The organism is Desulfobulbus oligotrophicus, assembly GCF_016446285.1.
Lineage (GTDB): Bacteria > Desulfobacterota > Desulfobulbia > Desulfobulbales > Desulfobulbaceae > Desulfobulbus > Desulfobulbus oligotrophicus.
Map to the genome: position 1 here is coordinate 1,179,916 of NZ_CP054140.1, position 22,565 is coordinate 1,202,480.

23 protein-coding genes are annotated in these 22,565 nt (G+C 51.9%); 21 read left to right on the forward strand and 2 right to left on the reverse strand.

All coding sequences use genetic code 11. The annotated features are described in order from the left end of the window. Positions 1-30 precede the first annotated feature (30 nt). The 10 genes from HP555_RS05315 to gspE all read left to right on the forward strand — a co-directional run bounded on the left by HP555_RS05315 (position 31) and on the right by gspE (position 10,525). Positions 31-558 carry a type II secretion system protein gene (locus tag HP555_RS05315; protein WP_199264146.1) on the forward strand — a complete coding sequence of 176 codons (528 nt, stop codon included), beginning with the start codon at positions 31-33 and terminating at the stop codon, positions 556-558. Then, entirely contained in the window at positions 524-979 is a 456-nt protein-coding gene (locus HP555_RS05320; RefSeq protein ID WP_199264147.1) for a prepilin-type N-terminal cleavage/methylation domain-containing protein, read from the forward strand. The genes HP555_RS05315 and HP555_RS05320 overlap by 35 nt, the downstream gene beginning before the upstream one ends. Next, positions 976-1,674 (forward strand): PulJ/GspJ family protein, encoded by a 699-nt coding sequence (locus HP555_RS05325; RefSeq protein ID WP_199264148.1) that lies wholly within the window; start codon positions 976-978, stop codon positions 1,672-1,674. The genes HP555_RS05320 and HP555_RS05325 overlap by 4 nt, the downstream gene beginning before the upstream one ends. Further along, positions 1,649-2,635, forward strand: coding sequence for a type II secretion system minor pseudopilin GspK (gene gspK, locus HP555_RS05330; protein WP_199264149.1), 987 nt, complete (start codon positions 1,649-1,651; stop codon positions 2,633-2,635). Before HP555_RS05325 ends, gspK begins: the two co-directional genes overlap by 26 nt. Before the next feature lie 44 nt (positions 2,636-2,679). Further along, positions 2,680-4,182: a type II secretion system protein GspL gene (gene gspL / locus HP555_RS05335; RefSeq protein ID WP_199264150.1), complete on the forward strand. Its 1,503-nt coding sequence runs from the start codon at positions 2,680-2,682 to the stop codon at positions 4,180-4,182. Further along, on the forward strand, positions 4,179-4,730 hold the full coding sequence (gene gspM, locus HP555_RS05340; RefSeq protein ID WP_199264151.1) for a type II secretion system protein GspM: 552 nt from the start codon (positions 4,179-4,181) through the stop codon (positions 4,728-4,730). Before gspL ends, gspM begins: the two co-directional genes overlap by 4 nt. A gap of 18 nt (positions 4,731-4,748) precedes the next feature. Then, on the forward strand, positions 4,749-5,675 hold the full coding sequence (gspN, locus tag HP555_RS05345; RefSeq protein WP_199264152.1) for a type II secretion system protein GspN: 927 nt from the start codon (positions 4,749-4,751) through the stop codon (positions 5,673-5,675). A gap of 10 nt (positions 5,676-5,685) precedes the next feature. Then, the gene (locus tag HP555_RS05350) at positions 5,686-6,402 is read left to right on the forward strand and encodes a type II secretion system protein N (protein WP_199264153.1); all 717 of its coding nucleotides are present in this window, start codon (positions 5,686-5,688) and stop codon (positions 6,400-6,402) included. Between the two features lie 100 nt (positions 6,403-6,502). Further along, positions 6,503-8,752: a type II secretion system secretin GspD gene (gene gspD, locus HP555_RS05355; protein WP_199264154.1), complete on the forward strand. Its 2,250-nt coding sequence runs from the start codon at positions 6,503-6,505 to the stop codon at positions 8,750-8,752. 81 nt (positions 8,753-8,833) lie between these two features. Then, complete coding sequence (gene gspE, locus HP555_RS05360; protein ID WP_199264155.1) at positions 8,834-10,525, forward strand: type II secretion system ATPase GspE; 1,692 nt, start codon at positions 8,834-8,836, stop codon at positions 10,523-10,525. On the opposite strand, the gene gspF is transcribed toward gspE, so the two are convergent. After that, positions 10,518-11,747: a type II secretion system inner membrane protein GspF gene (gene gspF / locus HP555_RS05365; protein ID WP_199264156.1), complete on the reverse strand. Its 1,230-nt coding sequence runs from the start codon at positions 11,745-11,747 to the stop codon at positions 10,518-10,520. The two genes, gspE and gspF, sit on opposite strands and share 8 nt — an antisense overlap. 117 nt (positions 11,748-11,864) lie before the next feature. Then, entirely contained in the window at positions 11,865-12,377 is a 513-nt protein-coding gene (locus HP555_RS05370; protein ID WP_199264157.1) for a metal-dependent transcriptional regulator, read from the reverse strand. A 113-nt stretch (positions 12,378-12,490) separates the two neighbouring features. Between HP555_RS05370 and recN the strand changes: the two genes are divergently transcribed. From recN to HP555_RS05425, 11 genes are all read left to right on the forward strand, one after another. Then, positions 12,491-14,185, forward strand: coding sequence for a DNA repair protein RecN (gene recN / locus HP555_RS05375; protein WP_199264158.1), 1,695 nt, complete (start codon positions 12,491-12,493; stop codon positions 14,183-14,185). Beyond that, positions 14,182-15,225, forward strand: coding sequence for a thiamine biosynthesis protein (locus HP555_RS05380; protein WP_199264159.1), 1,044 nt, complete (start codon positions 14,182-14,184; stop codon positions 15,223-15,225). The genes recN and HP555_RS05380 overlap by 4 nt, the downstream gene beginning before the upstream one ends. After that, positions 15,213-16,745: a CCA tRNA nucleotidyltransferase gene (locus HP555_RS05385; RefSeq protein ID WP_199264160.1), complete on the forward strand. Its 1,533-nt coding sequence runs from the start codon at positions 15,213-15,215 to the stop codon at positions 16,743-16,745. Before HP555_RS05380 ends, HP555_RS05385 begins: the two co-directional genes overlap by 13 nt. Before the next feature lie 5 nt (positions 16,746-16,750). Next, entirely contained in the window at positions 16,751-17,362 is a 612-nt protein-coding gene (locus HP555_RS05390) for an SAM-dependent methyltransferase (RefSeq protein ID WP_199264161.1), read from the forward strand. Between the two features lie 34 nt (positions 17,363-17,396). Further along, positions 17,397-18,146: a YebC/PmpR family DNA-binding transcriptional regulator gene (locus HP555_RS05395; protein WP_199264162.1), complete on the forward strand. Its 750-nt coding sequence runs from the start codon at positions 17,397-17,399 to the stop codon at positions 18,144-18,146. A 15-nt stretch (positions 18,147-18,161) separates the two neighbouring features. After that, positions 18,162-18,713: a crossover junction endodeoxyribonuclease RuvC gene (gene ruvC, locus HP555_RS05400; protein ID WP_199264163.1), complete on the forward strand. Its 552-nt coding sequence runs from the start codon at positions 18,162-18,164 to the stop codon at positions 18,711-18,713. Beyond that, positions 18,710-19,336, forward strand: coding sequence for a Holliday junction branch migration protein RuvA (ruvA, locus tag HP555_RS05405; protein WP_199264164.1), 627 nt, complete (start codon positions 18,710-18,712; stop codon positions 19,334-19,336). Before ruvC ends, ruvA begins: the two co-directional genes overlap by 4 nt. A 53-nt stretch (positions 19,337-19,389) precedes the next feature. Further along, positions 19,390-20,436 (forward strand): Holliday junction branch migration DNA helicase RuvB, encoded by a 1,047-nt coding sequence (gene ruvB / locus HP555_RS05410; RefSeq protein WP_408639843.1) that lies wholly within the window; start codon positions 19,390-19,392, stop codon positions 20,434-20,436. Positions 20,437-20,787: 351 nt separating this feature from the next. Further along, a complete protein-coding gene (mraZ, locus tag HP555_RS05415) occupies positions 20,788-21,240 on the forward strand; it encodes a division/cell wall cluster transcriptional repressor MraZ (RefSeq protein ID WP_199264166.1) in 453 nt (150 codons plus the stop codon). Between the two features lie 13 nt (positions 21,241-21,253). Beyond that, the gene (gene rsmH / locus HP555_RS05420; protein ID WP_199264167.1) at positions 21,254-22,147 is read left to right on the forward strand and encodes a 16S rRNA (cytosine(1402)-N(4))-methyltransferase RsmH; all 894 of its coding nucleotides are present in this window, start codon (positions 21,254-21,256) and stop codon (positions 22,145-22,147) included. Between the two features lie 53 nt (positions 22,148-22,200). After that, a complete protein-coding gene (locus HP555_RS05425) occupies positions 22,201-22,563 on the forward strand; it encodes a cell division protein FtsL (RefSeq protein WP_199264168.1) in 363 nt (120 codons plus the stop codon). Positions 22,564-22,565: the final 2 nt, after the last annotated feature.

Here is a 22,565-nt window from a genome sequence, read left to right on the forward strand (position 1 = left end):
GTACAGCCAGGGTTTGGTCTTAGCCCGGATATGCAGTCGTCACACCTGAAAACCAACGGGTTTACCCTGGTTGAGCTGATCGTGGTCATGTCTCTCATCGCGGTGATGGCCGCTTTTGCCGTACCACAGGTTGCCGGTTTTTTGTTTGCTGATCAACTGAAAGGGAGTGTTCGCAAGCTGGTCGGATTGATTCATCGAACCTCGCAACTTGCGCAACAGCAACAGGTTCCTTATGTACTGGTCTATCATCAGAAGGAGCGGACTTTTACCGCGCTTCCGGAAAAAATCGACCCAGACAGTCTGGTTGAGCAAAAAAACAATCAGCTGCAACTCGGTGACGCAGTGGATGTTCGTGATTTCTGGTCCTGGTACGGAGGAACGCAGCAACCCGATACCTATGCTATCCGTTTCACCGAAGCCGGTTATGTTGAACCCACGATTATCCATGTCAACAAAGACGATGATGCAGCATTTTCAGTTATTCTTTCACCTTTTTCAGGGAAGGTTCAGGTCATAAGTGGCCATGTACAGCCGGACAATACACTGCTGTTTCAATAGAACAGCCCGGCAGCGGTGTGATCGGGGCACAGCCGGGTTTACCCTGCTTGAAGTCATGATCGCTGTGGCACTTATTGCCATTGCCCTTGTTACTCTGATCGGGGTCCAGGCACAGAGTGTGGCCATTGCCAGTGGCTCCCGGTTTGATACTATGGCTTCCCTGCTGGCCCAATGGAAGTTGACAGACGTGCATGTCCATGATTTTGAGGGGCTGCAGAGTTCCAGCGGTGATTTTGGTGAACTGTATCCGCAGTTTTCCTGGAAAATACAGGTGGAGGAGACAAGGGGGGCAGAGATCGGACTCCAGGGAACAGGCGGAATGCTCAAGACGGTTGATGTGACGGTGTTACATGATCAGGACCGATCACAGGCTTTGACAGTCCGGACGGTTGTCTGCAAAAAGGCGGCCATTGATCGATGAAGGGAGATCGCGGTTTTACCCTGCTGGAGGTTCTGCTGGCGACCACCGTACTTGGAGTGGTCATGGCCATGTTAACCCTTTCCCTGTCGGCAACGTTTCGTACCGTTGAGACAACAGAGGAACAGGAGGCAATCTTCTCCCAGGCGCAGGCGGCCCTGCGTTTGATAAGTGAAGATCTTACCGCCGCTGTTGTTGTACAGGATCTTCCTTTTACCGGAGGGAGCAGTGCAGACCACACGCAATCGGGCATACAGGTAACTTTTCCGTCTCAATCGCACCTGGTGTTGAATCCGAAGAAACAACGTCCCGCTCTGGCGGTAATTCGCTATCAGGTAGTGGAAGAGGATGAGGATAAGCGGCGATTGAAGCTGCTGCGTTCAGACACCCCTGTTTTACCCGGTATTTCGTGGCAGGAGGGCATGGACAGTGCTGAAGATCCCGGGTCGGCTTTTCTGGTTGTTGAAGGGCTGCGTGCAGTTGAATGGAAGTACTTTGATCAGCAGGGACAGGAGTTTGACAGCTGGCAACAGGATCGGGATATCGGTGCAACAGACAACGAAACGACTTTACCGGCTGCGGTACAGTGTACGCTTGAGTTCTGGGTTGATGCCGACAAAGAGCTCTCCCAGCCGTTCACAACTCGCGTTCTGATCCCCACAGAGGTTGAAGATGAGCAGCAGCCGCAGCATCACTGACCAACGGGGGATGGCTTTGGTGTTGACGTTGTTGACGATCAGCTTTTTAGTTGCTGTTACCTTGCAACTGATGGCAACTGTTGATCGGCAGTCTGCCGCTGCTGCCACCCAGCGGGAGATGGTTCGGCTTGACGGCATGGTCCTTGCCGGGCTCAGTCTTGCCCGCGGGGCATTGACTGCTGATCTGAAGGAGAATGAGCATGAGTCTCCCCATGATCTTTGGGCGCAGTTCCACGAGGATAAGCTGAAAGCTGTTTCTGAGGAGGTGGCATTAGCCGTTAAAGTGACCGATCTTGGCGGTCGCCTGCAGGTGCATGCGCTGGGAGATCCTGTCAAAGAGGCATACCGTCAGATTTGGCTGCGGCTGTTATTGTCCGGTAGATTTGCCATCAGTGATCAGGACGAGGCCGAAGCTTTACTTGATGCTATTGGTGACTGGGTTGATGAAGACGATGATGAACGACCATCCGGTGCGGAAGAGAGTTATTATCAGGGGCTTCAGCCACCCTATTCGTGTCGCAATGGGGCTGTACCGGCTGTCGAGGAGCTGCTGCTTGTTAAAGGCATGACCACTGAGCTCCTGTACGGTGATGCTGAATATGAGGGGTTGGCTGAATATATCAGTATAGTGGGTGATGATGGCAGGATACACCTTAATACGGCCCCGGCCCCGGTTCTGCAGGCCATGTCCGACGATATGACGCCTGCGCTGGCACAGGAACTGATAGATTTTCGGGAAGATCCGCAGAATGCGGAGCTGTTGACAACAGTGGACTGGTACCGTCAGGTCAGCGGACTTCCGGCATCCATTGATATTGAACAGGATCTGCTGGCCGTGGTGGGGAAGTATTTTGAAATTAAAGTCAGAGCAACGTACCATCAGTTTACTCGACATGGAACCGGCATTCTTTTGCGGGACAATGAGCAGAAACAGACGCTGTTGCAATGGAAACAGGAATGAACAGCATAGCGAACCAAACAGTTGCGGTCGAGAGATAGTCTGAAATGTATTCACTGGGCATTGACATAGGCGATAGTGACGTCACAGGTGTAGTCCTGGAACAGCAACGTAAAACCGTGGTGCTGAAGGCCTGTGCCACCCTGCCGCTGCAGGATGTCAATGATCCGGCAGAGCAGATCGAGCTGTTATGCCGACAGCTTGACTGGCGCGAAGGAGTTGTTGTCTGCGGTTTGCCGCTTTCGTTGTTCAGTATTCGAAACATAACCCTGCCGTTTACGGACTCAAAAAGGATTGCCCAGATTCTTCCGTTTGAGCTGGAAGAGCAACTTCCGGCTCCGATAGATACCTTACTTACCGAGTTCGTTGTCAGTCGAAGAGAGAAAACCGGCAATATGGTTGTCGCTTTTGCGTTGGAGCAGCACCTGCTGGAGAACCTGCTGACACGGACCGGTAGCAGTGTAGACCCCGATATTATCGTGCCCTCCATGGTTTCTCTGGCTGTGCTGCTGACCCGGCTTGAAAAAACATGGTCTGATTTTCTCCTGATCCACACTGATCAGCAATCCTGCTCCCTGGTGTTTGTTCTGGATGGACAGGCCCAGCTGTACCGCTCTCTCGCCTACCCCGAACAGCTGGCTGCTCATTTGTCCGGTCACGACAACGGTAATGACCTCCCGGTATCTGACGTTGCTGTGGCCAGAGAGCATATCAGACACCTCTGTCGCTTAATTGAGCAAAGTCTGCAGTACTTTCAGATTGAGCAGAAGGAAAATCGTCACCCCAAACGTATCATTCTGTCCGGTCCTCTGGCCGGCGTAGAGTGTGTTCGTGAAGAGATGGCGTCTGTGTTCTCTTTGCCGGTTGAATCGCTTGCTCTCATGACAGACACAGCTCTCTTCTGTGGGGAAGGGACAGGTGCGCAGCAGGAGGAACAGCAGTACGGCTGCGCCCTTGCCCTTGCCATGCAGGGATTTAAACGGCCGGAGATCAATTTTCGTAAAGAACGGTTTGCCAAGAAACGCAATATTTTTAAAACTCGAAGACAGCTGCAGGGTGCTCTCGTAACAACGGTGCTGTTGCTCGTCGGTGCGTTAGGGTTTCTGTGGTACGACTACCATACCTTACAGCAGCGTAATCAGGCGCTGGGCGATGAGATGACCGCTATCTTTCAGCAGACGTTTGCGGGTGTACCGGTGGTGCGGGATCCGTTTGCCGAGATGCAGGCCCGTGTCAAATCTGCAACCGGTCCAGCATCACCATCGTCCCCGCTGCTTCACAATGACAGGCGGGTTCTCGGGCTGCTGACAGATATTTCCAGACGTATTCCAAGCTCTGTTCACCTTCGGGTCAACCGTCTGACCATTGATCAGGAGACCGTGGTGATTAAAGGGACGACCGACACCTTCAATGCGGTGGAAACCATGAAGAGTGTGCTGGCCGGATCACCGCACTTCAAGTCGGTTCAGATCGTGTCGGCAGCAGCTGACAAGGCTGACAAACATGGCGGCATCCGTTTTGAGATGCAATTACTGCTAGAGGACGTATGAAGCTGCAACAGTTAAGTCGGCGTGAACAGCTTGCGGTATATATCGCTGGAGGAGCGCTTGTCCTCTTTGTTGTTGTGCAGTTTTTGATCTTTCCACTGATCGACGGGCGGTCAACCTTACAGAAAAGACTGCAGACTCGTGAAATGGCCATTGTAGAGATGCGAGAGCTGCAGCAACGCTACCAGCGGATCAACCGACATTCCGGTTCCCTCTCCACCCTGCTGGAGCAGCGTGAACCCGGCTTCAGTCTGTTTTCCTTTGTTGAACAAAAAGCTACGGACAGTGGAGTAAAAGAACTGATTACGTACATGAAACCAACAGAGTCGATGGAGGACAAGCAGTTTAAACAGAGCCAGGTTGAAATGCGGTTGCAGGGTGTCAGCCTTGGTAAACTCGTTGAGTTTCTTGAACAGGTTGAAGCGCCGAAACAACTGGTCGGTATCAGCAAGGTTGCAATCCAGGAAAATGGCAAAGAGCTGGGGACACTTGATGTGACCCTGCACCTGATGAGCGTGGATCAGGCAGATGGGCCGTCAGCACGTGAATGAGGGGCGGGCGGGCCTGTGGTGAACAGAATCCGTCGATGGCTGCGTGCCGGCATCGGGTATCTCCTGTATGTGACAGGGGTACTGGTTCTGTTTCTGTGGCTGTTGTTTCCTCAGGAGACGGTACGCCGTGCAGTTGAAGGTGAACTTGGACAGATGTGGCCTGCATCGTCCTGGCGGGTTGGCGCCTTGACCTTTGCTTTGCCGGCGAATCTGATACTGCATGATGTGGAAGGATATGACCGGGGAGAGCAGGGCCGAAAACTGGTTGGAATAGATCGGCTGATCTTGTCTGTGCAACCCATTGCGTCACTGCGTCTGCGGCGACTGCAGGCCGGCTGCAGGATTGAGATGGATAAGGGTACGGTTGATGGTTTTTTATCAAAATCATTAAGCAAAAATGATGTACAGGTACAAGGAGCCTTCCAGGCAATCAATATAACGCAGCTGTCTTTCTGGCAGCAGGCATTGGGCAGAGAGGTGCAGGGGGTTGCTTCCGGCAGTTTTTCGGTAGCAGTGCAGGGCGGGACCCTGTCTTCTCTGGATGTTGATCTTGAAGTAAAAAATGGGCGTATTGGTCTGAAAAGACCTGTTTTGAACCATTCGACGCTTCCTTTTACTGCAATAACTGCTACTCTGCACGGTCGGGGTGGAGCGCTGCAGATTGAGCACGGTCTGGTGAAGTCGGAGCTGTTCGATGGGCGTTTTTCCGGAATGATCAGGGCACACTCTCCTCTGTTGCTCAGTGAGCTGGACATCGAAGGTGAGATGGATCCGCAGAGCGATTTTTTTGTCGGGGTGGAAAATACCCTTGCTTTTGAAGCGTTACATCTGCAATTAAAAGACAAGGCTCTCCCTTTTAAGATTTCAGGGACACTTTTGGATCCAGGTCTTCATTTTCAGGAGTATGCGGTTTTGTTTCAAAAACTAGAACAGGAGTTACACTGATCCAGTGGTTATGACTGCGCTTCGTCTAACGATCATTGCTCTTCTTGTCTATGCCGGTGTGTCGTTCTGGTATGGCCGGCTTGAGGAGCGTTTTCAGAAACCTCTGCCGACGGTGTCGACCGGGAAGCAGGAAGAGCTTCCGGAGGTGGAAGAGGCAGGGGAGGACTCGGAGAAAATTGAGGAGGGAAATTACCGAATCATTTTAAAGAGAAACATCTTCCAATCCTTGGTTGGTGAACGAGACGGACTCTCCTCTGCCGATGTGGATGATCTGGCGGAGACCACGTTGCAGCTTGCACTGTTGGGGACGATAACCGGAGAAAAAGATGATGCCCGGGCAATTATCCGGAATGAGAAGAACTCCCTGGAAGAGTTGTATCCGGTGGGAGCGAGTGTGCAGGGTGCGGTGATCAGTCATATTACCCGGGGCAAGGTTGTTTTGTTGGTCAACGGTCGTGAGGAAGTGCTGACCATAAAGGCTCCGGAAAACGATGATAACGAGCCGAGGGTGTCCCCCCGTCTGGACGGCAGGATCATGCAACAGACTGGAGGGTTGTCAGAGGGAGGCGACACCATCAAGGTTCCGGAAGCGCAGCCTCGCAGGCGTATCAGTTTTCGCAATACAGCTCCATCTCAAGAAACAAAACAGTTCAATCAGCAACCCCCGCCAGTACCGGAATCTGCACAGGAAACCGGTAAACAGTCACCGTCTGCTGCATCGCAGTGACGATGGTGATGGCAGGAGACGGATTATGAGAACCGTACGGTTTGAGTGCAGGCAACGAACGGACTGACAATTATCGGCAGCATATAATTTTGTGAAAAAAATGATGAGAACATTCTTGATCTACGGTTTTTCTGCGGCCCTATTTGCAAGCTGCCTGCTGTGCGGCATCTCTCCCCTATGTGCAGCCAGCCCTAAGGTGACCCAACAGACCGGAGGAGCGCAGCGTTATGTCACAATCGACTTTAACGATGTTGATATAAATATTTTTATAAAATATATCAGCGAGCTGACCGGGAAAAACTTCGTTGTTGACCGTGAGGTCAAAGGCAAGGTGACGATTATTTCACCGACCCGTATTTCGGAAGAGAATGCTTACCGGGTTTTCGAATCCGTTCTGGAAGTCCATGGCTTTGCCGCTGTGCCCAGCGGTTCCATCATTAAAATCGTCCCATCAGTGGTGGCTCGATCAAAGAACATCGCGACCTTGCACGACAGCGATATGACTTTGGATGGAGACGATCGCGTTGTCACCCAGATCGTCTCTCTGAAACATGCGAATGCCGAAGAAATAAAAAATATGCTCATCCCCCTGGTGTCCAAGACCAGTGTCATTATTTCTCATGCTGGTTCGGGTATGCTGATTCTCACTGATTTCCAGTCCAATATCTCCCGTCTGATGGAGATAATAAGGACCGTTGATGTACCGGCGGATGGCGATGAAATGTTCATCATTCCACTGCATCGCACTTCGGCGGAAAGCATTTCCAGGGCCATCGGTCAACTGTTCACCGGGGTGCAGGCACAGAAAGGTCAACGTCCGGAAGCCGTCAAGATTATCCCCTTTGAACGCACAAATGCTTTGATTGTTGTCGCTCCCAAAGAGTTGATGCCGCGAATTCGTGCTCTTGTAACGAAACTGGATGAAGATGTTCCCAGGAAGGATGGGAATCTCCATGTTATCTACCTCCAGCATGCCAATGCCGAAGAGATGGTCAAGGTGCTGACGAATCTTCCCGGCGAGGCCCTCAGCGGGAAAGCAGCGCCGGGCGGGGCATCCGGGGGAGGCACTGTTGCCGGAGGTGCCATCTCTGCAGAAATAAAGATAGTGGCCGATACGGAAACCAACGCCCTGGTCATCACCGGTCCGCGTGAAGAGTATGAAGCTGTTGAAAATCTTGTCAAGAAACTGGATATTCCGCGGCGGATGGTCTATCTGGAGGCCCTGATCATGGAGGTAAAGGTAACCAAGGACTTTGCCATTGGTGTGCAGTGGGCCGACGGCAGAGGATCGGTTGTCGGCGGCTTCAGTGGCAGGCCCGGTTCTGCCGCTTACGATAATCTTACCGGCATGACAACTGATCCGGGACGGCTGCCCGCAGGTTTCACCTTGGGGGTTCTTGATAAGGGAATCAGGATCGGTGATGTGACTTTTCCAAATCTGGGCGCCGTCGTCAATGCGTATAAAAGTGACGATGATGTCAATGTTATTGCCACGCCGCAGATCCTCACCACAGACAATAAAAAGGCAACGATCAAGGTGGGCGAGAACGTACCGTACATCACCAGCAAGAATACAACTTCCGGTACACAACAGGATTACACCAATTACGAATACAAGGACGTGGCCACAAGTCTGACCATCACCCCTCAGGTGAACCAGGCGGAAATCGTTCGTCTGGAAATCGGAGTTGAAGTGATCAAACTCAAGACCGACAGTGCCGTCGGCACCCCGACGACCTTTACCCGGACCGCAGATACCACCGTTATCATTCATAATGAGCAGACTGTGGTCATCGGCGGTATGATAGGCGAGGATACGACACAAGGCGAGTACAAGGTGCCTCTGCTCGGAGACATTCCGGTCCTGGGATGGATGTTTAAGTCAAAAAGTACAAGCAATGAAAAGACCAATCTCTATATCTTTATAACCCCTCGTATTGTTGAAAATCCGGCAGAGCTTGCCGAATTGTTTCATAAGAAAAGAGAAACCATGGAAAAAGTGCATCGTGTTCCCGGAGATGCGGCTGATCAGTTCCTGCGGCCGGTGGCCACCAATCCGGCGCACAGTGTAGCTCTGTCGGATATCGGCTTTGCGAAGATGCAGCAAAAGGACCTGCTTCGCGCCCGGCAGTACTTTAACCAGGCGTTGAAGATTGATCCCGATAATGCGGCGGCTCTGGTCAACCTTGCCACCTTGAATGAAATGGAGGGAAAGAGAGATGAGGCCGCATCGCTGTACAGGCAGGTGCTGGAGTTGCCGCCATCGGAAGGTGGTGCAGACAACCACGAGGCCGCATCGGAAGATCCTTATAAGGCCTTGGCCAGGGCCGGATTAAACCGTCTGCAGTAGCATGAGCACACAGAGGCGTGAACCGGAAGTGAACAATGGGTTTAATATACGGACATACTCCGGAGTGGTGGTGAGGTGAGCATGCGGCAGCTGGGTGAAATCCTGCAACAGAATTTTGGGGTTTCAGCGGAAAGTATAGAGAACGCGTTGACACTACAGCGCGAAAGGGGTGGACGGATCGGTGAGATCCTGGTGCAGCAGCGTGAAATTTCAGAAAATGACCTGTTGCAGGTACGCAGTGTCCAGTGTGGTCTGGATGTTGTGTACACTCTACCTCAGGACTTTGAGCCTTTTTTCGTGTCACGGATTCCCATTGGTTTTTTAAAGAAGTTTAAGATGGTTCCTGTTGCGACACGTTCAGACGCCTATATTGCTGTGGCGGAACCGTTTTATTTCCAGCAGCTTGACGACCTGCAGCGCTTACTTGACTGGAAGGGGATCAAGGTGGTGCTTGCACCGCAAAATGAAATTTTTGTTGCTATCAATTCGGCCTATGACATGACCAGACAGGATGTTGCTGATCAGGTCATGCAGGATATGGACGAGGAGAACCCGGAGAGCATTCTCTCAGAGATCGAGGAAACTTCCGACCTGCTGGATGATACCAGCGATGCGCCGGTCATCAAGCTGGTTAATCTGGTTCTCTCCCAGGCAGTCCGCGACAATGCAAGTGATATCCATATCGAATCCTATAAGGATCGTGTCAAGATCCGTAAGCGGGTCGACGGCATTCTCTACGACATGTACTCTCCTCCCCGCCATGTGCAGGGCAAGCTGATTTCACGCGTTAAAATCATGGCGAAAATGGATATTGCAGAGAAACGATTACCCCAGGACGGGCGAATCGAAATCCGAATCGCTGATAAAAACGTGGATATCCGCGTCTCCACCTTACCCACTTCGTTTGGTGAGCGGGTCGTCATGCGTCTGCTTGATAAGTCAACGTCGCTTGTCCCTTTGGAAGATCTGGGGCTCTCTGAAGAGGATATGGACAACTTTCTCAAAATGATCAGAGCGCCGCATGGGATTATTTTAGTCACCGGACCAACCGGAAGCGGTAAAACAACAACCCTGTATTCGGCCTTAAGTATCCTTAATCAATCTGATATCAACATTATTACTGTTGAAGATCCGATTGAATACCAGATGCAGGGGATCAGCCAGGTGCAGGTCAATCCAAAAATCGGCCTGACCTTTGCGAACGGGTTGCGGACTATTGTCCGTCAGGATCCGGATGTTATTTTGGTTGGAGAAATTCGTGATCTGGAAACCGCTGAAATTGCGATTCAGTCGGCATTAACCGGTCACCTGGTCTTTTCAACCCTGCATACCAACGATGCGGCCAGTGCCGTCACCCGTTTAATCGATATGGGGGTGGAGCCGTTCCTGGTCTCTTCAGCGGTCAATGCGATCATGGCACAGCGTCTGGTACGGAAAATCTGCCCCCATTGCAAAGAGGGTTATGTGCCGCCGGATGCCTTTCTGGAACGGGTCGGTCTTTCACCCATAAAGTTTGCCGGCAGAGAGCTGTACAGAGGCGTTGGCTGTGCGCAATGTTTACAAACCGGATACAAGGGGAGGATCGGCATTTTTGAGCTGATGCGTCTGACACCGGCGCTGAAAAATTTAATTCTCACCACCTCGGATGCAGGTCAGATCAAGAAGCAGGCCCTTGCCTCTCTGGAGTCCGGTACCAGAACCCTGCGCCAGGACGGGCTGCGTAAGGTTCTGGCAGGTTTGACGACCCTGGAGGAGGTCTTCCGGGTCACCTGATAAGCTGGTTCATTTCAAAGATGGGCAGCAGTATGGAGATCACGATAAAACTGACCACAATGCCCATGGAAAGAATCATGATCGGTTCGATCATTGAGGTCAGGCCCAGGATTTTGGCTTCGACTTCTTTTTCATAACTGTCAGCTGCCTTGGCAAGCATCTTGTCCAGGGTCCCGCTCTGTTCCCCGACTGCCATCATCTGTATCAACATGGGAGGAAACCAGGCGTTGCCTGTGAAAAAGTGCGAGAGACTGCCTCCCTTTTCCAGCGCATCACAGGCATCGTTGATCAGTTCGGTTAACAGCACATTGTCAACGATGTTTTTAACGATCTGCAGGGAAGTGATCAGAGAAACACCGGATTGCAACAGGCTGGCAAGGGTGCGGCTGAAGCGGGCGGATGCAGTTTTAATGCTGAGGTCGCGGATGCCGGGTGCCGACAGTTTCAGCAGGTCCCACCGCCGTCTGCCGTCAGGAGTGTTGATATACCAGCGGAACGTCGCCAGGCCGCTGAAAGTGAGCAGGAGCACCGCCCACCAGTACTGCCGCAGTATGGTGCTGGTCGCAATGAGGAACACTGTCGGTAGTGGCAGTGCCTGTTGCGTGCCTTCAAAAACCGCAGTGATGTTTGGTACAATGAAGGTGATCAGGAGAAAGAGGACAGCTATGCCGACAACAGCCATAAAGATCGGATAGAGCAGGGCAGCCTTGATGCGTGAGCGGATCGCATGCTGGTTTTCCCCAAACTCGGCTAACCGTTCTAAGATGACGTCAAGGGATCCGGATGCCTCACCGGCACGAACCATGTTAACGTAAATCTTTGAAAAAAGACGGGGATGGTCATTGAGTGCGGTGGTCAGAGAGTTCCCCTCATTGACTGCATCCTTGATCTGGGCAAGCACAGTCTTTAAGGAATGGTTGGCGGTCTGTTCAATCAATCCGTTGAGAGCTGATACCAGTGGAATACCGGCACCAAGCAGGGTGGCCAGCTGCCGGGTGGCGATATGGATGTCATGCTGTTTAACGGGCTGACCAAGATGAAACCGTTTCGAGAAGAACGGGACGCCGGTTTTGTCCGCTTTCACGGAGGTCTCTTGCAAATGAACCGGATATTGGCCCTGGCCGCGGATCTTTTGCCGGGCAGCGGTCAGAGAGTCGGCATCTATAATCCCTTTTATTTTTTTGCCGGTACTGGTGAGAGCGGTGAATTCATAAACAGGCATTGCCAGCTATTACCTTACAGTCAGAGAGAAGAGAGGTATCCCTTGCGTGGGGTGGGTGTTATGCTAAAATGATGACGCCTTCCCCTGGGAAGAGAAAAGCCTGGCCACTGGCTGGGATTAGTCAACTTGCTCGTTGATCTGTCCCTGCATACATTGAGAGATACAGTTGAGGCAGTTTTCGGCAGTCTGCCCCTGTTGACAGAAGTTGGCAAATCCGGCGATTAAATCTTTGCCACCGCGAGGACAGACTTCTAGGAAGTTGATGAAATCAACCATTCTCTTGATTATTTCAGGTGGTGCGGTGTGTTCGATTTTACAGGCGGCTTCCTCGGCAAGCGAGACATCAATGGCAAGAACGTCGGTAAAAAACTGTTTGAGCGAATTGTGACGGCGGACGACATCTTCTGCGACCTGCCGACCCTCTTCGGTCAGGGTAACGACTTCATAAGGAGCATAGTTAATGAGACCTCGCCTGGACAGGGCACGAAGAGCTTCAGTGACCGATGCACCACTGACGGATAAACGTTGAGCAATATCCTTGCCTCTGGCGACCTGTTTTTCAGCAATAATATGATAAATAGTCTCGATATAGTCTTCAAGGCTGGCGCTTAACTGTTGCAGTTCAGACATCTCTCGACTCCAGAATTTAAAATTTACTTGTATCTTCAAGACGATACAACTTTGAATGGGTGTCGTCAAGGAGAATGTCGCCAGATTGTGTGAACCTAGAAAGTATAAAAACCATGTTACATGAACTTCGAGTGTCTAATCTTGCCCTGATCGATTCTCTTCATCTCGACCTTTCGACACTGGAGAATGGTCTGATCGTTTTGACCGGAGAAACCGGAGCGGGCAAATCCATTATCCTGCAGGCCCTGAACCTGCTGACCGGCGGGAGAGGAGCCGCCTCCTGGGTGCGAAACGATTGCAATCAGGCGGATATTGAGGCTGTCTTTTCTGTTCGTCCCGATCATGCTGAGTTGAATGAACTGCTTGAGCAACATCTTCTTACAGATGGAGACACGTGCATCGTCCGGCGTGTGCTGGCACATGAGGGGCGATCGCGTATCTTTATAAATGATCAGGCTGTGACCAGTCGCCTGACCGGTGATGTGACAGCCTCCCTGGTTAACATTGCCAGCCAGCACGATCAGCAGCAACTGCTGAACGTCCGTTATCATCTGGAATATCTGGATACTTTTGGCGAGCTGAAGGACATGCGTCGGCAGTTCGGTCAACTTTTTTTGCAGTGGCAGCAGCTCTTTGCAGAATTACGCCGGTTACAAAAGCTGGAGGTTGAGAAAGAACAGCAGCGTGACTACTTACGGTTTCAACTCGAGGAAATTCGAAAATGTAACCCATCACCAGGCGAGGACGAGCAGTTGCTGCGTGAGCGGGATCGTTTGAAATCGGCAGATGCACTGTTGCGGTTGATCGGCAGCTCCCAGCAGCAGCTCGAACAGATCAGCAGTGGGATTTTAATTGAGATCAGGAAAGGGGTTGAACAGGCGGTTCAGCTTGATCAAAGTCTTCTCCCCATAGCTGAACGACTGGCCTCATCCGGTTATGAGTTGAGCGATATATCTGAAGCGCTGCGTTCCTATCTGCAGTCCTTGTCTTTAGATCCCGAACAGCTGGACGCCATCAATGAACGATTGGTGCAGATAAGGCAGTTGCAGCGGAAGTTTGGTCCGACGCTCCAGGAGGTGGTGGAGTTTGCGCAACGAGCTGAGTCCGAGCTGGCTGTCCTGGAGAGTCTGGAAGCAAAAATTTCCACCTTGGAACTTCAGGTGAAAAAAGTTGCTGCCGAGGTCATGGACAGGGCCGTTGCCTTGAGCCGGGAGAGGCAGAAAGTTGCCGCTCAACTGGAACAGGGCTTAACAGAAGAGTTGGCTGCCCTGAGTTTCCCGCAGGCGGTTTTCCGGGTGGCGGTGAACTCGTCAAAGGCGCTGGATATGGAGGGTGTGCACAGTAATGGCCGGGATCAGGTTGAATTTTTGTTTTCAGCCAATCCGGGCGAACCCGTCAAACCTCTGGCCAAGATTGTCAGTGGCGGAGAGCTGTCACGATTGATGCTCGCTATGAAGTGTCTGCTTGCCCGTCGCGACCAGGTGGATACGATAGTGTTTGATGAGGTCGACGCGGGAATCGGAGGCCAGGCAGCCGAAGCTGTGGCAGGAAAGATCAGCGAACTGGCAGAACACCATCAGGTGCTCTGCATCACGCATCTGCCGCAGATCGCTGCACGGGCAGATCTCCATTTTAAAGTGGAAAAGCGGGTGGAAGAGGGAAGAACCAGAACGGTTATCAATTCGTTAACCGCAGAGGAGCAGCTTGCAGAGTTGGCGAGAATGCTGGGTGGGGACCATCCCACAGCCCAGACGTTGGCCTTTGCTGCAGATTTAATGGAGCGGAAAAGGAAGAGAACGTCAGTATGAATAAACGTGTGGCCCTGGGCCTTTTTTCAGGAGGATTGGATTCGATTCTTGCGTGTCGTCTTGTGGCTGCTCAAGGAATACGGGTCATTGGTCTTCAATTCGTCACTCCGTTTTTTAATGAGGAGCTGCCGGCCCGACAAAAGGAGTATGCAGGTGAGGTCTACAGCAGGTACGGTCTGGAAGTACAGCTTGTTGACATGAGCTCTGATTATATGCATCTGCTCGACAAACCGGTTTATGGTTTTGGTAAACACTTTAATCCGTGCATTGACTGCAAGATCATGATGCTGTCTAAGGCACGTGAACTGTTGCCACGATATGGAGCATCCTTTCTTGTCAGCGGTGAAGTGATCGGGCAACGGCCCATGTCACAGCGGCGGGATGCTCTACGTGTGATTGAGCGTGATGCCGGCTGCGACGGTTTACTCTTGCGACCGCTTTGTGCGCAGCTGCTGCCGCCGACCCGCCCTGAAATCGAGGGGATCGTTGATCGCAACCAGCTGTACGCTTTTTCCGGACGAGGACGAAAGCAGCAGCGGCAGCTTGCCGAACAACTCGGTGTTACTGATTATCCTGCACCTGCGGGTGGTTGCATGCTGACTGATCCCAACCTGGCTAGACGGTTCAGGCAGTACTACAGTGGTGTTTTCCCCTGTGGCGAGCAGCGAAGTGCTGAGGATATCCGTTTGTTGACCTTTGGCCGTCAGTTTAAGCTTGATAAGGATGTCTGGTTTATTCTCGGCAGAGACGAGCGTGAAAACAATCGGTTGGCATCTTTGCGCGGTATCGATGACTGGCTTGTGAGCATGACTTCACGTCCCGGTCCCCTTGGTTTAGTCCGTCATGCGCAAAGCATGCTGGCACGGTCCGCTGCAGAAAGGGAGATGATCCCCCGCTTGGCCGGCCTGGTTGTGCGTTTTGGGAAAAAGGGATGTGATGGCCGGGAAAGCGCGGAAGTGGTTTTTGATAAAGGTGATGAGCAGGAGCTCGGCATCTTTTCACCTGTAACAGAGGAAGAAGTCAATTCATGGCGAGTGTAGACGCACCGGTAATGCCCCGGCTTACCGGGGAGCAGGTTCTTGCAGTCTTGCCGCAGGAGATGAAAAAAGCGCTGTCAGCGTTGCAGCAGCAGTTTGGAGGACCTCTGTATCTGGCCGGGGGAGTGGTGCGAGATCTGTTGCGCAAACATATCCCTGTGGATATTGACCTGACGGTAGCCGCAGGTGCGTCCATCCGGGCTGAACGTCTGGCCGAACTGCTTGGAGGCACTTTTGTATCTCTGAAACAGGAAGAAGATACCGCACGAGTTGTCTACCACAACATGACGGTTGATTTTTCCGCCTATCGTCAGGAAACAGCGACTATTGTTGAAGATTTAAGGTGTCGGGATTTAACGATCAATGCCCTGGCAATACGATTGGACACACTTTTGGAAGCATCTCCTGAACTGTGGCCCAACCCTGTTGTGATCCTTGATCCCTCCACCGGACTTGCCGATTTGCAGCAAGGAGTGCTCCGGGTCGTACATGCAGAGAGCTTTTCCAGTGATCCTCTTCGGCTGCTGCGGGTATTCCGCTTTGCCGGCACCCTGGGATATACCGTGGAGCACGAAACAATGGACCTGGTACGCCGGCAGTGCTCCATGATAGCAACAGCTGCCGCGGAACGCATTGCCCATGAGCTGGATCTGATCATGTCCGGTTCAAGAGCGTATGCAACGGTGGCCCTGATGGCAGAGTGTGGACTGCTCTGGCATATTATTCCGGACCTGGCGACAGGTATCGGTATGGTGCAACCTGAAAGCCATCATCTCGATGTCTGGAACCACAGCCTGGAAACACTTCGTCAGGCGGAACGTGTGCTTGCTGAACCAGACACCTTTTTTCCTGCAGCAGGTGAGATCATGGCAGCGTATCTCAACAGCGCAACTCGTTGCTTAGAGCTGAAATGGGCTGCTCTGCTGCATGATCTCGGCAAACCAGCTACGCATGCGCTGCAGACCGACAACGGAAATCGCATCACCTTTTACCGGCATGATCAGGTCGGCTCGCAGATGTTTGATGACCTGGCTCGGGGGTTACGATGGAGCAATGAACAGAGAACACGGGTAGGGCGATTGATTGCGGAGCATATGCGTCCATTTCATCTTGCAAACCTTGCCCGGGCCGATGGATTGACTCTACGGGCTGCCATCCGCATGATTCGCAAGAATGAAGAGCAGCTTCCGGGGTTGTTTGTTCTGGCCATGGCTGATAGTCTGGCCGGGCAGGGGGTGGGGTGCATCAAGAGTATGGAGGCTGAACTGGCATGGTTGTACCGGCATCTGGAGAAGATTCGGCAACTGCACATTGTTCCTCAGAAAACAGTTCCTCCGTTACTGACAGGCAATGACCTCATCAGGGAACTGCATCTCAGTCCCGGCCCACTGTTTAAACGGATTTTGGATACAGTTGAAGAAAGACGCATGACAGGCGAGGTGACGGACAGAGCCACTGCCCTCAATTTGGCAAAAAACCTGGTCGACCGTCAGATGTCCGACCGTAACGTGAATGAGGGATAACGCAGGTGCGTAAAGTACAGGACTATTATTTTAAGAAAGCCAAAAAAGACAACTACCCGGCCCGATCCATCTACAAACTTGAAGAGGCACAACTCAAGTACAAGTTCTTGAAACCAGGCCAACGGGTACTTGATGTCGGCTGCCATCCCGGGAGCTGGAGCCTCTATTCAGCCTCTGTTGTTGGTGAGCATGGTCTCGTGGTGGGGGTTGATCTGCAGCACACGGAGATAGTGGTACAAAAATCGCATGCTGAAATTCATTGGCTTTGTTATGATGTGTGTTCCGTAGAATTTGTCGATTATGTACGGGAGCATTGGCCCGGTTTTCATGTGCTGCTGAGTGACATGGCACCGCGTACCACAGGAACCCGGCATGCCGACCATCAACAGTCGCTCAGGTTGGCCCGACGTGTAACAGAATTGGCATCTTTCTTCTTGTATGACAACGGTACGTTGTACTGCAAGGTCTTCCAGGGTGAGGACTTCCCTGTTTTTGTGCAGGAATGCAAAGAGATGTTTGCAACTGTAAAGGTGGTAAAACCGAAAAGTTCGCGTCTGGAAAGCCGGGAAGTTTTTGTTTTGGGCCAAGGTTACCGGAGGATGACGTGTTGTGGCTAGAATAACCGGAATTTGATTTCAAAGGAGTTTGCACGTGGCAGGACATTCGAAGTGGAGTACGATTAAACGCAAAAAAGGGGCTAATGATGCCAAGCGCGGTAAGATCTTCACCAAGCTGATCAGAGAGATCACCATTGCTGCCAAGACAGGCGGAGGTGATCCGGAGGGGAATCCGCGTCTGCGAAGTGCCATTACAGCAGCCAAGGGTGAGAACATGCCCAAGGACAACATCGATCGTGCCATTAAAAAAGGTACCGGAGATCTTGGCGGCGCTGTCTATGAGGAGATTATGTATGAGGGGTATGGCCCCGGCGGTGTGGCGGTTCTCGTTGAAACCATGACCGATAATAAAAATCGGACCGTTGCCGATATCCGCCATTTTTTTGCCAAAAGCGGTGGGAATCTCGGGGAATTCGGTTGTGTGGCCTGGATGTTTGACAGAAAGGGAACACTCACTGTTGATAAGGATGCTGCCAGTGAAGACGAGCTGATGGATGCGGCCCTGGAGGCCGGCGCTGAAGACGTGGTGGAAGAAGAAGAATCCTTTCAGGTTATTACCTCACCGGAAACCTTTAACGATGTTGTTGAATATCTGGAAAAGGCAGCGGTTTCCTTTACGGGTGCGGAATTAGCCATGATTCCCAAGAATACCGTTGAAGTGGTCGAAGAGCAGGCAGCGAAATCATTGCTGCGCTTACTTGAAAGTCTTGAAGATCACGATGATGTGCAGAAAGTACACGCCAACTTTGATATTTCCGACGATTTAATGGAACAACTGTCGTAGACGGTTTTGGTCTGGATGCGAATATTAGGTGTTGACCCCGGGTCACGGACAACAGGTTATGGAGTCGTTGCCGCCGAAGGATCAAAGGTTTCGTTTATTGCCTGCGGCACTATTCGTACCGGAAGAGAAACCGATTTTTCTCGTCGACTTTTAACCATCTTTCAAGATCTGTGTGCAGTGATCAGCCAGTACAGCCCTGATGTAGCTGCGGTCGAGGATATGTACGTTGATCGCAACCCGCGTTCTGCATTGAAACTCGGTCAGGCTCGTGGTGCTGCGGTGGTTGCTGCTCAGCACTGCAATCTGTCTGTTTATGATTATCCTGCCCGGCTCGTCAAGCAGTCTGTCGTGGGGTACGGACGTGCAGACAAGGACCAGGTACAGCATATGGTCCGCGTCCTGTTGGGGTTGAACAAAACTCCTTCTACCGACGCTGCCGATGCTTTGGCTGTTGCCATCTGTCATGCCCATCGGGCCCCGATACTGAGCCGTTCACAGGGAGGACAGCCCGGCGACGCTGCCTTTGATCGTTTATCCCATTGTTATGCAGTCACAAAACAACGATGATAGCTTCACTCAACGGTAGTCTCCTTGCCAAAAGCCCTGGGACAGTGGTTGTTGATGTCGGGGGTGTCGGTTACGAGGTGTTTATCTCCAGCCGTACCTATGACATGCTTCCGGAAAATGGGCAGGTCTGTTCTCTTTTTATTCAAACAGTGGTTCGTGCAGATGCCATCAACCTCTTTGGTTTCAGTAAAAAAGAGGAGAAAGAACTGTTTCTGCTGTTGATAGCTGTTTCCGGAATAGGGCCAAAGCTGGCGTTAACCATTCTTTCCGGTATTGGTGTGGGTGAGTTTTGCCAGGCAATTATGGCAAAAGATCTGGCACGCCTGACCACATTTCCCGGGATCGGCAAGAAAACCGCGCAGCGGCTTTGTGTTGAGCTGGCGGAAAAAGTAGACGGTTTGTCCGGTTCTGACGCCGGCGCTTCGGCTGTACCCCGGATGTCGGACACACCGACAATAAATGTTATGGGTGATGCTGTCTCGGCTTTGATCAATTTGGGGTATCCTCAGGCAACGGCCTGGCAGGTTCTGCGAACTGTTGAAGAACAGCTTGCCGGCGAGGTTGAGTCGCCGCCGGTTGAAGAGCTCATCAGGCGGGCGCTTCGTTTATTGGCAGCGCGCTAGGTGGCTTGGCAGCGCAGTAAAGAGAAGGGGCCATGAAACAGGAAGAAAACCTGATCAGTAACCGGTTGGTAAGCGGCGACTCCCTGCAGGAAGATCTGCAGTTGGGTGTCGACATTCGACCGAGGCGTTTAGACGAGTATATCGGTCAGGATCAGGTGAAAAAAAATCTGCAGGTTTTTATTCAGGCAGCTCTCCAGCGTCGTGAAGCACTTGATCATGTGTTGTTTCATGGTTTCCCCGGTCTTGGCAAAACCACGTTGGCTTACATCATTGCCAACGAGATGGGGGCAGGTATCAAGGTGACCTCGGGCCCGGTGATTGAACGACCTGGGGATCTTGCCGCTATCCTTACCGGCCTGCAGGTCGGTGATGTTCTTTTCATCGACGAAATTCACCGTCTTAACCATGTGGTTGAGGAGATCCTTTACCCGGCCATGGAAGATTTTCAGCTTGACCTGGTGATTGGTCAGGGACCGGGAGCCAGATCTGTCAAGATGGATCTGCCGCCTTTCACGCTTGTGGGGGCTACAACCAGAGCCGGTTTGTTGACGCCGCCGCTTCGTGATCGATTCGGTGTCATGTTGCGACTTGATTACTATTCACCGGAGCAGCTGGTTACGATAATACAGCGTGCCGCCCGCGTCTTTAACATAAAAATTGATGACGATGGCGCCATGGAACTGGGGCGCCGTTCCCGTGGAACGCCACGAATTGCCAATCGATTGCTGCGCCGGGTTCGTGATTTTTCCGAGGTTGGTGGACATGCCGTAATTTCGCGGGAGGTCGCTGATCAGGCTTTGCGTATGCTCAATGTTGATCCGCTTGGACTTGATGAGATGGATCGTAAAATCTTGCTGACACTGATGGAGAAATTCCAGGGCGGACCCATTGGTCTGGAGACCCTGTCAACCGCTGTGTGTGAAGAAAAAAACACCCTGGAAGACGTGTATGAACCTTTTCTCATCCAATCAGGCTTTCTGATGCGCACTCCCCGTGGACGTGTGGCAACTCCCCTTGCCTACGAACATTTTGGTCTCCCGGTTCGTGTCAATACACAGCAACAACCTGGTCTGTTTGACGATCCTGAAGAAAATTTATGAAGTAGTTCTCCTATTTTTTTATACACCCCCTTCTCTTTTCCCTCCCATTCTTTACAGTTTTCCCCATCCATAAGTCTCTACCCCTCGCCACCCCAGTACTGTTCCTTCTGTTCAGCGCGAACGATTGCTGTCTAAAGCCAGCTCCTGTTTTGACATTGTTCTGAATTTCCGTTTCTTTTACGCATGTGTGAGCCAGGGGATCGGGTAGTCTGTTTTTTGGAGGTCAGTATTTTTTCTTGACTCCAAAGTCGTGTTCGTATACAAAGTGACCGTGAGGTGGTGGAAAGTGGTGCAAAATGGGTTAGAGTGGTTTTTGAGCCCAAGCTCTTCTGTTGAGGAAGCAAAGACACAGTGTCGCGGTTTCGGAGTCTTTCGAGGCATACCCTGGATTCCAAGGGTCGGTTAATTATCCCGGTACCATTGCGCAAGGTGCTTCGCGATCGCTACGACTCTGAAGACCTGATTGTAACACATTGGGTTGAGTGTCTCCGTGTCTACCCGGTTGTTGAGTGGGAGGCGGTCGAAGAAAGGCTGTTGACAGGCGAAAGTGCTACTCCGGAATTTGCGCAATTTGCCCGTTACGCCATAGCCGGTGTCTGCGAGTGCTCTGTGGATAAACAGGGTCGCATCCTGGTGCCTCCGACTTTACGTTCTGAAATGGAAATAGGGAAGGAAGTGGCGGTTGTCGGCATGCTGAGGCATTTTGAGATCTGGGACCAGCAGGCATGGCATGCAGAGGCGGCAGATGCCAAGCAGAATTACCCCATTGTGAAACCAGACCTTCAGCGTCTCCGTATTTTTTGATTGTTCGTCTTCTATGTACCATGCGCAACGACCTGTTCATACTCCTGTGCTGCTGGATGAGGTGGTTGCATGGTTGCAGTTGCGACAGGATGGTCTGTATGTTGACGGCACAATTGGCCTGGGGGGACATGCCGAAGCGATCTTGGATGGTTCCGGTCCGAATGGGCACCTCATCGGTTTTGAATGGGACCGGAATGCTGCTGCCCTGGCAATAGATCGGTTGTCTCGTTTTGGTGACCGGGTGCAGGTTGTTCAGACCTCCTATGTTAACCTGGTGAGTGAGCTCGCCCGTTTGGGAGTGCAGGGCATTGACGGTTTGGTTGTTGACTTAGGTGTTTCTTCGCTGCAGCTGGACAGTCCTGAGCGCGGGTTCAGTTTTCAGCTGGATGGTGCACTTGACATGCGGATGGATCAGCGTAATCCGCAAACTGCTGCTGCTCTGGTTGCCCGGCTTTCAGAGGGACAGCTGGCGGATGTTTTCTACCACTTTGGGGAAGAGCGACAGGCCCGTCGGATAGCCCGTTTTTTGGTGCAGGCCCGGCAAAAAGAGCCGATCACGACAACGGCCCGGTTGGCAGCGATTGTGGCTGAAGCAATTCCAAAGAGATATCATCCGCTGAAAGTGCACGTAGCAACGAAAGTGTTTCAGGCTCTTCGGATTGCCGTCAACACCGAGCTGGTTAACCTGGCCGACCTTCTTGCCGGCGCCCCGGAGGTTTTGCGTAAGGGGGCTCGGATTTGTGTGATCACCTTTCATTCGTTGGAGGATCGCATGGTCAAACGGGCCTTTGCAGACAATCCGGCATACAGGGTGCTTACCAGACATCCGGTGGAGGTTTCGCGTGCAGAAGTTGAACGAAATCCACGTTCACGGAGCGCCAAGTTGCGGGTTGCCGCTCGGGTCTGAAGAGAGTGGCGAGAGAAAAGCCATGGAGACAAACGAATTTTGGAGGTGAGTTTATGACACCAACTGTTGGCGTGCAAACATTCAAACCCCGGCAACAGATTTTTACTCAAGAGCGCACTCAGGTGTCATCACAGTTTTGTTGCATCCTGTCGATTGTACAGACCAGAGTTTTTGCAGTTGTCGCCCTTGTCGTTCTGGTGCTCGGTATTGGTCTGACACAGATTATACAGACTGCAATGAGTGATCTGCAGGAAAGAGCGAGCCATCTGCGATCTGGAAATATAGCTGTTGCAAATGAAAATGTTCGTCTGTTGGCTACCCGGGCCCAGTTGTCTTCAAAGGCACAGGTGATAGCTCTCGCCGGAACCAGATTGCACCTGTTTGAACCTGATCAAAAGCAGGTGCGTCGGATGTAGTT

Coding starts and splice junctions, on each gene's coding strand:
- HP555_RS05315 (WP_199264146.1), top strand. CDS start 31: ATGCAGTCGTCACACCTGAAAACCAACGGGTTTACCCTGGTTGAGCTG.
- HP555_RS05320 (WP_199264147.1), top strand. CDS start 524: ATGTACAGCCGGACAATACACTGCTGTTTCAATAGAACAGCCCGGCAG.
- HP555_RS05325 (WP_199264148.1), top strand. CDS start 976: ATGAAGGGAGATCGCGGTTTTACCCTGCTGGAGGTTCTGCTGGCGACC.
- gspK (WP_199264149.1), top strand. CDS start 1,649: ATGAGCAGCAGCCGCAGCATCACTGACCAACGGGGGATGGCTTTGGTG.
- gspL (WP_199264150.1), top strand. CDS start 2,680: ATGTATTCACTGGGCATTGACATAGGCGATAGTGACGTCACAGGTGTA.
- gspM (WP_199264151.1), top strand. CDS start 4,179: ATGAAGCTGCAACAGTTAAGTCGGCGTGAACAGCTTGCGGTATATATC.
- HP555_RS05350 (WP_199264153.1), top strand. CDS start 5,686: ATGACTGCGCTTCGTCTAACGATCATTGCTCTTCTTGTCTATGCCGGT.
- gspD (WP_199264154.1), top strand. CDS start 6,503: ATGATGAGAACATTCTTGATCTACGGTTTTTCTGCGGCCCTATTTGCA.
- gspE (WP_199264155.1), top strand. CDS start 8,834: ATGCGGCAGCTGGGTGAAATCCTGCAACAGAATTTTGGGGTTTCAGCG.
- gspF (WP_199264156.1), bottom strand. CDS start 11,747: ATGCCTGTTTATGAATTCACCGCTCTCACCAGTACCGGCAAAAAAATA.
- HP555_RS05370 (WP_199264157.1), bottom strand. CDS start 12,377: ATGTCTGAACTGCAACAGTTAAGCGCCAGCCTTGAAGACTATATCGAG.
- recN (WP_199264158.1), top strand. CDS start 12,491: ATGTTACATGAACTTCGAGTGTCTAATCTTGCCCTGATCGATTCTCTT.
- HP555_RS05380 (WP_199264159.1), top strand. CDS start 14,182: ATGAATAAACGTGTGGCCCTGGGCCTTTTTTCAGGAGGATTGGATTCG.
- HP555_RS05385 (WP_199264160.1), top strand. CDS start 15,213: ATGGCGAGTGTAGACGCACCGGTAATGCCCCGGCTTACCGGGGAGCAG.
- ruvC (WP_199264163.1), top strand. CDS start 18,162: ATGCGAATATTAGGTGTTGACCCCGGGTCACGGACAACAGGTTATGGA.
- ruvA (WP_199264164.1), top strand. CDS start 18,710: ATGATAGCTTCACTCAACGGTAGTCTCCTTGCCAAAAGCCCTGGGACA.
- rsmH (WP_199264167.1), top strand. CDS start 21,254: ATGTACCATGCGCAACGACCTGTTCATACTCCTGTGCTGCTGGATGAG.
- HP555_RS05425 (WP_199264168.1), top strand. CDS start 22,201: ATGACACCAACTGTTGGCGTGCAAACATTCAAACCCCGGCAACAGATT.